Origin of the sequence: Parabacteroides caeci (assembly GCF_023656795.1) — a bacterium.
Taxonomy (GTDB): Bacteria; Bacteroidota; Bacteroidia; order Bacteroidales; family Tannerellaceae; genus Parabacteroides; species Parabacteroides segnis.
Genome location: NZ_JAMOKT010000073.1, coordinates 1 through 11,167, shown reverse-complemented (window position 1 = coordinate 11,167; position 11,167 = coordinate 1). Strand labels below are relative to the sequence as shown.

The window sequence follows — 11,167 nt, the reverse complement described above, 5'->3', positions numbered from 1 at the left end:
GCGAAAATAAACAAACAAATAAATGGCAAAAAATAAAAGCAAGCAGAATCAGTTTCAGTTACTCTCTCCTGAAAAGTATATTCGTTTGAAAGCTAGAAATTTACCGATAGAGGTGTGCTATGTATCCGATGACTGGAAAGATGAAAGAGGAGCTGTAGCGGAAGTGATCGTAGTTCGTCGTCGTGCCGGTGGAAATGTTTGCCGAAGAGTTCGGGATCAAACCGGATAAGAGTTTTGCCCTGACGCAATATATACTGGAAGAGGATACGGAAGAGATTCCTTTGATTGAATATAAATATGGGAGAGGTGGCCGCCCTCACCTGGTTGCCCTCTCTTGAGGCAAGTAAATATATCCCTATATTGGAAGAATCCACAGGCGGCGATTTCGGTCTTGAGATATTGGAGGATCGAGATGTGTTCGATGATGATGAATTCGACGACGAATTCGATGATGACGAATTTGATGATGAATATGACGAGGAGGAGGAAGATAAAGATAATAAGACAATGTGAGGTGCACCAATAATAATGTAGTGGGGAATTGATTCGGAATTTCTCAAATATGAATGTTGCGTCGTAGGTAAGGGCGGTTCGCGAACCGCCCTTACGATGTCAATGTAAGCCTGTAAGGCTTTAACAAACCAGCCCAGGGTTCTAACCCTGGGTTTATGAAAACCCGCTCCTGTCTTTCCGCCCTGTAGGGGCGGAACAAGATAAATATCAACCCTTTCTACCTTGTCGCACCCCTACAGGGTGCCTCTGGAAGAGAAGGATTCAAGGGGACCCAGGGTTCTAACCCTGGGCTAATTTGTTACAGGCCTACAGCCTGAAGGCACCGTCGCCAACTAGCTCATCCTATAATTAGCAGATAGCTCAAATCTTTCTAAAATTGAATCTGTGCATTCAAAAACGGGAATTGTGCCTGGTGCCAATATGGATAAACGGGGGTGACCTGGCTGGCATTATCCAGTTTTTTTACCTGTTCTGGTGTCAGGTTCCAGCCGACAGCCTCCAGATTCTGTTTTAATTGTTCTTCCGTGCTGGCCCCGATTATCAGGCTGGAAACAGTTGGGCGTTGCAGTAACCAGTTCAGCGCACATTGTGCTACCGAATGTCCTGTCTCTTCTGCTATTTCATCCAATACATCCATTATATTATATAAACGTTCGTAGGAAGTAGCTTCATCGGGGATAGGACTTCCGCCCCGAGCCACACGTCCGTCGGCCGGTATCGGATTGTTGCGCCGGTATCTTCCGCCAAGGCGTCCCGCTGAAAGAGGACTCCAGATGATGGAACCTACCTTCTGATCGATTCCGAGCGGCATTAATTCCCATTCAAACTCCCTGTTGAGCAAAGAATAATGAACCTGCTGTGCCACATAACGACTCCAGCCATAGCGTTCGGAGACAGACAAAGCCTTCATCAGATGCCATCCGGAGAAATTAGAGCAAGCGATATACCGTATTTTTCCGGCAGTGATCAGATCATCCAGAGCGCGAAGCGTTTCTTCTACCGGCGTATTGGCGTCAAATCCGTGCATATGATAAATATCAATATGATCGGTATTCAGTCGTTTCAAGCTGGCTTCGCAGGCCTCGATGAGGTGGAAGCGGGAAGAACCCATAGCGTTTCGTCCTTCCGGATTCAGGTTGAATGTGGCTTTGGTCGATATCAACAGTTTATTTCTCAGCCCTTCAACAGCTTTCCCCAATATCGTTTCAGAAAGTCCGTCTGAATATGCATCAGCCGTGTCGAACAGGTTTACACCCGCATCGAGGCAAAGGTTTATCATACGCTTGGCTTCGTCCACCTGGGTATGTCCCCATCCTTCGAAACCGTTTGTACCTCCAAAAGTAGCAGTCCCTAAACAAAGCACGGGTACATAAAGTCCCGATCCTCCTAATTGTCTGTATTCCATAGCTTACCTATTAAATTGTTATTAAGATCTTACTTACAAAGGTATATAAAAATCCGCATGTGTTTATTTATTCTTATCTTTGTATCAAATTTAGGTTATTAGAAAAAGTATGGTTAAGGCAATTTTCTTCGATATAGACGGGACGTTGGTCAGTTTTAAGACACATGAAGTACCCCGCTCTACCATTGACGCATTGGATATCTTACGGAAGAAAGGTATTAAAGTTTTTATAGCAACAGGTCGTCATTACAGTTCCATCAACAATCTGGGAGATTTAAAATTTGACGGATATGTCACACTGAACGGTGGATATTGTTTTGCCGGAGAAGACAAAGTGATCTATAAACACAGCATTCCCGACAGGGATATCGATGCGTTGATCCGCTATTTGGAAACTGAAGAGTCTTTCCCCTGTGCTTTTGTCCAGGAAAAAGAAATCTTTATGAATTATAAGGATGAAACGGTGGAAGAAATATTCAATATGCTGAATTTTCCGGAGCCACCTATCCGTCCTCTGAGTGAAATGAAGGGAAAGACGGTTTACCAGTTAGTCTCATTTTTTACTGCCGAACAGGAGAAAAAGATCATGTCTATCTTATCCCATTGCGAATCCACCCGTTGGAATCCGTTGTTTACCGATGTGGTACCTGCCGGAAGCAGTAAGCGGATCGGTATTGATAAAATGCTGGAATACTTTAAGATACCATTAAATGAATGTATGGCTTTCGGTGATGGCGGTAATGATGTAGCCATGCTTCAGCATGCCGGGATCGGGGTTGCTATGGGGAATGCTGACGACGACGTAAAACAATATGCGGATTATGTAACCGATTCCGTTGATGAGGACGGGATATTCAAAGCGTTGAAATTCCACAACATTATTTGAACCAGTGTTGTTATTTATATAGCTAGTATTATTATTAAAAGAAAGACAGACTCATGATAGACGAATTACTTGAATACAACCGGGGATTTGTAGATAAGAAAGGATACGAAAAGTTTATAACGAATAAGTATCCCGATAAAAAGATTGCCATCGTATCCTGTATGGATACTCGTCTGATAGAATTGCTTCCTGCCGCATTGGGCATAAAGAATGGCGACGTGAAAGTCATAAAGAATGCCGGTGCAATCATTTCGCATCCGTTCGGCAGTGTTATACGCAGTCTGATGGTCGCTATTTATGAACTGGGAGTGGTTGAGATCATGATCATTGGTCATTCTGATTGCGGTGCCCAGCATATGGACAGCGACGAGATGATCGAAGCAATGAAGAAACGGGGTATTCCCGCTGAGCGAATCGATATGATCCGTTACTGCGGAATCGATTTTAAATACTGGCTTCGTGGGTTTGACTCGACAGAATGCTCAGTAAAAGATACAGTCGAACAAGTTCGCAACCATCCGTTGATTCCTACCGATATTACGGTTAGAGGATTTGTAATTAATTCAGTTACAGGTGAATTAACCGAAGTAGAGTAGGGCGGCTATCTTCTGAAAATCTATTTCTATAGATTAAATAAATGTAAAGATAGAAATAATTTATATGTTTTATAGCATAGTTTCGGAAAAAGTGCTTATCTTTGCACTGTAAACAAAAAGAAAAGATTAAGGTTTAGGTTAATTATTAACGAGTCTTCCAAGCGTGGAAGACATAAAAAAGTAAAGATTATGATGACAAGTAGAAATGAAGAAAATCTTCGTACTTTAGCGATGTTGCGTTATCAGGCTGATCGTTATCAGTCAATGAGAAATGGTACAATGAGTCAGCGAGTAAATGCTGAAATCCGTCGCCTGTTAGATGAAATGGGCGCTAACGCAAAAAATTAAACAAAAAGAAAGTATATTATTTTGATGTATTCTCTTCACCAGGGTCTTTTATAAGACTGGTGAGAGATCGAAAGATGGGCATTCGACGCTGACAGAACAGCGAAGATTAGCCTTTTTTTATTTTCTATCCCTTACAATTCTTCGATTTATCTTTTATCTTTGTCTTGGAAAACGAAGATAGGCTGCATTCGGTATAATCAAAACAAGTTTTGCTTCTGCTCTTATTTGCACTATCTTTGTAACCGGAAGCTGAAACTAAGTATTTCCGATAATTTGTAAAACACAATCATACAATGAAAAGAACAGGTTTATTTGTAGCATCCGTCATGCTATCTACCACTCTTTGGGCACAGTCGCCTGTAGAAAAAGGACTGAACACCATTAATAAGGAAAACGCGGAAGCCTATATCGGTTTCTTAGCCAGTGACGAACTGGAAGGGCGTGAAGCCGGTTGCCAGGGAGGAAGGATTGCTGCCGAGTATATCGTTTCCAACCTGAAGACAATGGGCATCGCTCCCTTGAATGAGTCTTATTACCAACCTTTCGAGGCTTATAATAAGGAACGCCAGAAGAGGGGACGTTTCCAGGTGCATCCTGATTCGATCGCCCAACTGAAGCAAGGCGTACATCAGAAGTTATCCATGCGTAATATCCTGGGTAAGATAGAAGGGAAGAATCCGAATGAATATGTTATCATCGGGGCTCATTATGATCATCTGGGATTCGATCCGATGCTAGACGGTGACCAGATCTATAACGGAGCGGATGATAATGCTTCGGGCGTATCGGCTGTCCTTCAGGTTGCAAAAGCATTCCTGGCATCCGGTGAGCAACCGGAACGTACGGTGATCTTTGCTTTCTGGGACGGTGAAGAAAAAGGATTGCTGGGTTCTGAATACTTTGTGCAGAATTGTTCTTTCCTGAAAGATATAAAGGGATATTTGAATTATGATATGATCGGCCGCAATTCGAACGAAGCGGTTCCCGAGCAGGTCGATTATTTCTATACGGAAGCAAACAAGGCTTTCGGTGACTGGCTGAAGAATGATATCAAGAAATATGGCCTGAACCTGAAACCTGTTTATCACCCCTGGGACAAGCCGGTAGGAGGGAGTGATAACGGTTCTTTTGCCAAACGCGATATCCCTATTATCTGGTATCACACTAACGGTCATCCTGACTACCATATGCCGAGCGACCATGTCGAAAAGATCAACTGGGACAAGATCGTAGATATTACAAAAGCCTCTTTCCTGAATATGTGGAATCTGGCGAATGAGAAGAAATATTAGTGTTGAATATAAAAAAGGAGAGGATCTTTCAATTTTTGAAGTGAAACAACCTCTCCTTTTTAAAAGCTTAATCAAAACTTTTTACAGTAAAAGTAAACTGCAACGTTGAGCATAATGGAATATACGGATTGGAGTAATTACGATCCCCGTATCCCAACTGATAAGGGATTATAGCATCCACTCTTTCTCCTTTACGGATTTTCGGCAAAAGAGCAGCCAGGCCCTTAATCAGATTCGGACTGTCCAACTCTAAAGTCTGATCTATCGGATTACCATCTTTATTACCTACAATAACTGTTTGGGAAACCGGAATTACTCCTAACATAGAAACTTTTACATCAGAATCTATCTCAGGGAAAGAATCTATTTGACTCGTTTCCAGTATACGATACAAAAGCGTATCTTCATCCACGACCAATCGCTGATACAGCAATTGTCCGTCATCCTCTACATCTTCCTTTTTTTCCTGAAAATATTTCTGATTATCGGCAATCCATATTTTCTCCTCTTCTGTATGAGCCGGTATCGTCTTTTCATCGTCATCACCACAAGCCGATAGGCCAATCACCATCACTATTATCCAATACAGGATCACATTAATCGATTTCATTTTTACTCATTTTGTTAAATTATGCAGTACATTTATATAGTGAATAAAGGCTGTCGAAAAAGTTTCTCGACAGCCTTTGCAGTTATGTAGCATTAAGCTAATGTTTATTGCAAAGCATTTCCATTATGGTTCTCAGCAGCAGTGGTACGAGTTGTCCACCAAACCGGAGTATCATATGTATTCTTATGAGCTACTTTTTCAAAGTTTTCACCATTGTTAGTCAACTCGCTGGACGGATAGAACATACGTTCCTGGAATACAACGTTAGGAGTAGCAACGAATGGCAGTTCTCCATCGAAATCCTTTATCAAACGGCGAGCTTCATTATAAATCTCATACGGATTCATGATATTCATGTGACAGAACTTCTGATCAAAGATGAATTTCAATTTGTCTTTTGTCGATGCCAAACTAACAAATTTGTTAGCTGCCAGTTCTGTATAATCGGCTAGATGAGCCTCATCCAAATCTGGAGCTTTAGCCTTTTCCTGAACATATAGAATGCTTGGTAGGGAAGATTCATTATAACTCATATCTTTATTAACCTTATAATAGAAACGAGTTGATGCGTCAATCGCTTTTTTAATACATTCTTTGACATTAATATTGCCAAATTCCCCGGGCCAACGTACAGCAGCTTCTACTAGTGTCAAGTTGGTCTCTGTCGATCCCATTACAGGAAATTTCATATCGAAATTGAAATAAGTACGTCGGTTATACATCGTTGGAATACGTTCCGGATTCCACGGATTGGAAACCACATCATTAAAATTGTACATATCATTTAATTCCTGTTCCGTATAGTATTTAGGAAGTTCGCTCTCTGCTTCCTCTATTGTTAGTGGCAAACCGATATAGCGTCCGTGAATATCAGTTTGGAACATAGCATACAAACGCGGATCAAAATCATGACGAGTAATACCGTTTTCATCCCCTGGTTGATATTCATAATTCATGATATCTTTAATGATTGTTTCCGGTGCACCTGCTTCATATCCACGTTCATCAAGTCCACGGAAGAAAGTCAATTCGAATGCATGTGTTTTATCCTGCTCTTCAAAACCTATATCATGTGAATATTCTGTCAACATACGGTTTTCTGCAACCAATTCCTTAATAGTTGAAATGGCTACGTCCGGTTTTACATGACACAAACGCATTGCCATACGCAAACGTAAGGAATTAGCCATACGAATCCATTTGTCCAAGTCGCCTGCACATAACAAATCGACAGAATTAAACGCAGCCTTTTCTGAGTCAAATTCAAATTGGAATGTAGATAGATCAGCTGCAGCTGTTTTCAGACGGGCCATAATGTCCGTATAGATTTCTTCCTGGGTATCGTATTTCGGATAGAACTTTTCTTGAAAAGCGCCACCTGCTTCGGAATAAGGTATATCGTCATACAAGTCTGTTGAGCGCTGGAAAGCATAACATTGAATAATGTCACAACAACGCATGTACACTTCATTTTTAGCCTTCTCTTCGTCTGACATACCCTGATACAGCAATTTCATACCATTGATTTCCTTGCTATAATTAGTGTTGGTCTGTTCAAATATAAATGTGTTAAACGGTGTACCAGACCAACCATCCCACGGACGGACAATCGTATTGTTTTGGGTTCTGTCCAGATACAACGGGCTAACACCTAATCCCAACATTTTACCAAATCCTCTCATATAATGGTAAGTGGCACCATAGTCATAACGGAACAAATGTCCCTTTGTCTGGGCGGAAGCAAACAGCAAACTAAAGTCAGCTTCTGTCAATTTATCCGGATTATAAAATTTTTCATCCAGTGTGTCACACGACACCATTGCTCCGGTTACGGTAACACCTAAAACCAAGCTGGTTATATATTTTTTGATTGTATTCATATTCTGTTATCTGATTTAGAATGAAACATTAAGACCCAAACCAAAGCTACGGACACCCGGGATACTGGTAACCTCTGTAAATGAGTTGGTTCCCTGTGTAGATTCCGGTGTTACATTCGGGATAGCCTTGTAAAGGTAGCATAAGTTATTCGCAAAGACATTGAGACGTGCACTTTGAATTTTGAACTTTGACACAAAACTTTTCGGTAAATTGTAGTTAAATGACAAAGAACGTAAAGCAATGTAATCACTTTTGTAAATCTGGTCTTCACACAAATCCATACCTCCTTGCCAATATAACTGAGAGTAATATTGTTCTGCAGTAATCAGTTTTTCATTCTGTTTTCCATCACTGGTAACACCCGGTGTGATCACACCATCATGCAAAATGAACGGATAGAAGGAATCAGCAGGAACGGCAGCAGAATGACTGTCCAGCAGAATGCGTTCGCCGGCTGTATTGACATAATAAGGCAGACCGCCACGGGCTTCATCACGATATTTTAATGATTCAACACCAGAACCATTACCTAACAAATACATATTCGTCTGCGAAATCATGGTTGCACCGAACTGGAAGTCAAAGACTGCACTTAAAGAGAAATCTTTATAAGAAAGGCTCGTTGTAAGACCTCCGACAATATCCGGTGTAATTTTACCAACCTTTATCATCTGCGTCTTATCAAAGTCCCAAACACCGGTACCCTGATTTACGATACGGTTACCTTGTTCGTCACGCTGATACGGATAAATATAGATTTCACCATATTCACCGTTAGGAATACTACGAACAGATGCACCTGTAGCACCCCACATATCCAATTGGTTAATGCCTTTACCTAACTTCTTAACTTTTGTTGAATAATTAGCCAAGTTAAGTCCTACTTCCCATGTCCAATCTTTAGTCATGATCGGCTTTGTATTCACCGAAAATTCAATACCACTTTGGGCGATATCACCAGCATTCATGCGAACTTCGGTCAAACCGGAAGAAGAAGGCACTGTCAACTTCGTGATCTGGTCGTATGTATTATTATGGAAGAAAGAGAAATCTACACCAATACGGTTGCCCGGTAAAAATGCACCTTCTAAACCGATTTCATATTCGCGTTTACGTTCTGGTTTCAGATTAGGAACCGGAAATCCGCCATTCGCTGAAGCAAAGTCGGCTGGTGGCAAATAACTCGGCAAAGACATAGTCGGTTGTCCGCCATAAGCACCTAAGGAGAAGTCTACGTTTCCATAATAACGAGGTCCAGGACGACCAACATCGGCCCAAGAAGCACGTACCTTACCAAAATTCAGGCTTGGTATATCAAATGCCTCTGTAAAAATCCATGATAAGCTGGCACCTGGATAGAAATAATGGTTATTTTCCGGAGGAAGGATAGAAGACCAGTCGTTACGTGCCTGAATTTCCAAATAAACCTGATTAGCATAAGCTAATTGGGCAGAAGCAAACACGCTTAACAACAAGTCATTTCCACGAGTACGGCTAGAACGTGGTCCGAAATCTTCACGAGTATTACTCAAAGAGAACCAGTTTTCAATAGCGAAAGTTTCCTGTACCGATTGTTCCTGATATTCTTCTTTATTATACTTTACAGCACCACCGACCATGGCAGACAAATCCCAAACGTCATTGAATGTCTGATTGTAGTTGAAAGAAGATTGGCCATACATAATCATGTTACGTTGACTTGCTATTTGATACCAACCTTGTTTATTTTCGTAAGACAACGGTTTGCTGACATGTTGTTTGATTTCCTGATCGGATACAGTCCAGTCGATACCGCCCAATGTGGTCCAGGAGAACTTATCATTGAATTTAACATCAACATTCAAGGACTGAATCAAATGGTTACGGTCATAGTCGTTTGAGTTACGTAACTGTGACCAATAATAACCAGAAAAATAACTTGTATAAGGTGCAAACTGTGTAACAGGCTGGTTCATACTGAAATAGTTGTAACCGTCTTCTGTCAGATAAGAGTCTTTGATCAAGTTGACATCCTGTTCACGTGGAAAACCATATGTAGCAAAACTCTGCATAGCATACGGTGCATTGTGATCTTTTGTATTTGAGAAGTTAGTGTTCATCTTAACCTTGATCCAGTCGTTTGCCTTCAAATCCGCAGCGAAACTGAATGAGTGAGCTTTATTATCAGCACCTAATGATATCGCGTTATAATCACGATAATTGTAAGATAAACGGAAGGAACCTAAGTCGCCACCATTACTCAATGCAAAATTCACATTTGTTTGACCACCTGTACGGTATAAGTCCCTTTGATTATTTTTCTGAGCGGAATAAGAACGGTACTGTCCATCCCACCATAACAACTGACGGCCATCCAAGCGAGGACCAAAATTGTAACTGGAGCCTCTCCATAGTGATTCAACCGTCTGTCCGGTTACCGGGTCTGCCATGGTATAGAAACCGTCTTTAGAAATTTCTTTCAAAGCCGCAGTACCGGCACTCGAACCTGTACCAAATTCATTCTGCAACTCAGGTAAATATGCTGCCACATTCCAGGAATGGTTGATACCGAAATCAATGCCTAGTCCCTTTTTACCACCGGTTTTAGTTGTAATTAACATAACACCGTTAGCACCTTCTGATCCATACAATACAGCAGCTTTTGCACCTTTCAGGATTTCAATGGAGGCGATATCTTCCGGATTGATGTCATTTAAACCTGTACCATGGTCACCACCGGTACGGCTGTTGGTAGACTGTCCTGTATTTTCATCATGAATAGGAATACCATCCACAACAATCAGCGGACGCGTAGAAGAATCTTCTGTCAGAGAAATGGCATTACGAACCTTAATATTCATACCACCAGAAGGGCCTGATGCAGTAGATTGCAACTGCAAACCAGAAGTTTTTCCATACAAAGCCTGCATCGCATTCATAGGTGTACCGGCTTCGGTTAGTTCTTCACCTTTCACACTACTTACAGAATAACCCAGGGCTTTCTTTTCGCGTTTGATACCCAAAGCTGTAACGACTACTTCATCCAATTTTTGAGCGTCTTCAGCTAATTTGACTTTCAAGACTGGTTGACCTGTGTATTTGATTTCCTGGGTAGCATACCCGATAAAAGAAATCTGAATAACGTCACCATTCTTTACTCCTTCCAATGTAAAATTACCGTCCATGTCGGTAATCGATCCATTAGTTGATCCTTTCACTACAACTGATGCTCCGGTTACAGGACCGAATTCATCTTCAACTACTCCCGTTACTTTCCCAGTCTGTTGGGAAATACTTGTTTTTGGCATTGCTGCAACCGTATTCGCAGATACATATCCGGGAATACCCAGTGTACCGGCTAGCAGCAATAAGCCTACAGGCTTAAAGTTTTTCAACATAATTGATGGTTTTTATTTGAACATACAATAGCCATTGCTTTGGCGAAACAATGGTCTGTTCTAATTCTCATTAGATATAATTTTCAATAATTCTTTAGCACCAAGTGTTTTTTTAGTTGGCGTTGTTACCTTAGTACTAAAAGAACTCTGTACATTTTATATCCGCGACAAATATATGAAATAATTATTACCCTGTGTTATTTTTCGTCAAAAAAATATCACAAGATTTTGTTTTTAACACATTGGCTAACAATATTCA

Annotated in this window: 10 protein-coding genes; 6 read left to right on the top strand and 4 right to left on the bottom strand. The window is 41.1% G+C overall.

Annotated elements, in window-relative coordinates:
- Positions 1-22: 22 nt before the first annotated feature.
- Together NBH15_RS24900 and NBH15_RS24895 are read left to right on the top strand one after the other, a co-directional pair.
- Entirely contained in the window at positions 23-229 is a 207-nt protein-coding gene (locus NBH15_RS24900) for a hypothetical protein (protein ID WP_158579672.1), read from the top strand.
- A 56-nt stretch (positions 230-285) separates the two neighbouring features.
- Positions 286-513, top strand: a complete 228-nt coding sequence (locus tag NBH15_RS24895) for a hypothetical protein (protein WP_250823817.1) — start codon at positions 286-288, stop codon at positions 511-513.
- A gap of 370 nt (positions 514-883) precedes the next feature.
- Here NBH15_RS24895 and NBH15_RS24890 read toward each other — a convergent pair whose 3' ends face one another.
- A complete protein-coding gene (locus NBH15_RS24890; protein ID WP_244050945.1) occupies positions 884-1,918 on the bottom strand; it encodes an aldo/keto reductase in 1,035 nt (344 codons plus the stop codon).
- Between the two features lie 109 nt (positions 1,919-2,027).
- Here NBH15_RS24890 and NBH15_RS24885 point away from each other — a divergent pair, with 109 nt between their 5' ends.
- From NBH15_RS24885 to NBH15_RS24870, 4 genes are all read left to right on the top strand, one after another.
- Positions 2,028-2,804 (top strand): Cof-type HAD-IIB family hydrolase, encoded by a 777-nt coding sequence (locus tag NBH15_RS24885; RefSeq protein ID WP_122328607.1) that lies wholly within the window; start codon positions 2,028-2,030, stop codon positions 2,802-2,804.
- 53 nt (positions 2,805-2,857) lie between these two features.
- The gene (locus tag NBH15_RS24880; protein WP_128135456.1) at positions 2,858-3,400 is read left to right on the top strand and encodes a beta-class carbonic anhydrase; all 543 of its coding nucleotides are present in this window, start codon (positions 2,858-2,860) and stop codon (positions 3,398-3,400) included.
- A gap of 189 nt (positions 3,401-3,589) precedes the next feature.
- On the top strand, positions 3,590-3,748 hold the full coding sequence (locus NBH15_RS24875) for a hypothetical protein (RefSeq protein ID WP_186959178.1): 159 nt from the start codon (positions 3,590-3,592) through the stop codon (positions 3,746-3,748).
- A gap of 293 nt (positions 3,749-4,041) precedes the next feature.
- Positions 4,042-5,040 (top strand): M28 family metallopeptidase, encoded by a 999-nt coding sequence (locus NBH15_RS24870; RefSeq protein ID WP_244050946.1) that lies wholly within the window; start codon positions 4,042-4,044, stop codon positions 5,038-5,040.
- Between the two features lie 67 nt (positions 5,041-5,107).
- Here the strand turns inward: NBH15_RS24870 and NBH15_RS24865 are convergent, their stop codons facing one another.
- The 3 genes from NBH15_RS24865 to NBH15_RS24855 all read right to left on the bottom strand — a co-directional run bounded on the left by NBH15_RS24865 (position 5,108) and on the right by NBH15_RS24855 (position 10,908).
- On the bottom strand, positions 5,108-5,650 hold the full coding sequence (locus NBH15_RS24865) for an FKBP-type peptidyl-prolyl cis-trans isomerase (RefSeq protein WP_128135455.1): 543 nt from the start codon (positions 5,648-5,650) through the stop codon (positions 5,108-5,110).
- A 104-nt stretch (positions 5,651-5,754) separates the two neighbouring features.
- Entirely contained in the window at positions 5,755-7,530 is a 1,776-nt protein-coding gene (locus tag NBH15_RS24860; RefSeq protein ID WP_128135454.1) for a SusD/RagB family nutrient-binding outer membrane lipoprotein, read from the bottom strand.
- Positions 7,531-7,545: 15 nt separating this feature from the next.
- Positions 7,546-10,908: a SusC/RagA family TonB-linked outer membrane protein gene (locus NBH15_RS24855; RefSeq protein ID WP_244050947.1), complete on the bottom strand. Its 3,363-nt coding sequence runs from the start codon at positions 10,906-10,908 to the stop codon at positions 7,546-7,548.
- Positions 10,909-11,167: the final 259 nt, after the last annotated feature.

What these genes read in the sequence shown, in the direction of transcription:
- NBH15_RS24900 (WP_158579672.1), top strand. Translation starts at nt 23, where the DNA reads ATGGCAAAAAATAAAAGCAAGCAGAATCAGTTTCAGTTACTCTCTCCT.
- NBH15_RS24890 (WP_244050945.1), bottom strand. Translation starts at nt 1,918, where the DNA reads ATGGAATACAGACAATTAGGAGGATCGGGACTTTATGTACCCGTGCTT.
- NBH15_RS24885 (WP_122328607.1), top strand. Translation starts at nt 2,028, where the DNA reads ATGGTTAAGGCAATTTTCTTCGATATAGACGGGACGTTGGTCAGTTTT.
- NBH15_RS24880 (WP_128135456.1), top strand. Translation starts at nt 2,858, where the DNA reads ATGATAGACGAATTACTTGAATACAACCGGGGATTTGTAGATAAGAAA.
- NBH15_RS24875 (WP_186959178.1), top strand. Translation starts at nt 3,590, where the DNA reads ATGATGACAAGTAGAAATGAAGAAAATCTTCGTACTTTAGCGATGTTG.
- NBH15_RS24870 (WP_244050946.1), top strand. Translation starts at nt 4,042, where the DNA reads ATGAAAAGAACAGGTTTATTTGTAGCATCCGTCATGCTATCTACCACT.
- NBH15_RS24865 (WP_128135455.1), bottom strand. Translation starts at nt 5,650, where the DNA reads ATGAAATCGATTAATGTGATCCTGTATTGGATAATAGTGATGGTGATT.
- NBH15_RS24860 (WP_128135454.1), bottom strand. Translation starts at nt 7,530, where the DNA reads ATGAATACAATCAAAAAATATATAACCAGCTTGGTTTTAGGTGTTACC.
- NBH15_RS24855 (WP_244050947.1), bottom strand. Translation starts at nt 10,908, where the DNA reads ATGTTGAAAAACTTTAAGCCTGTAGGCTTATTGCTGCTAGCCGGTACA.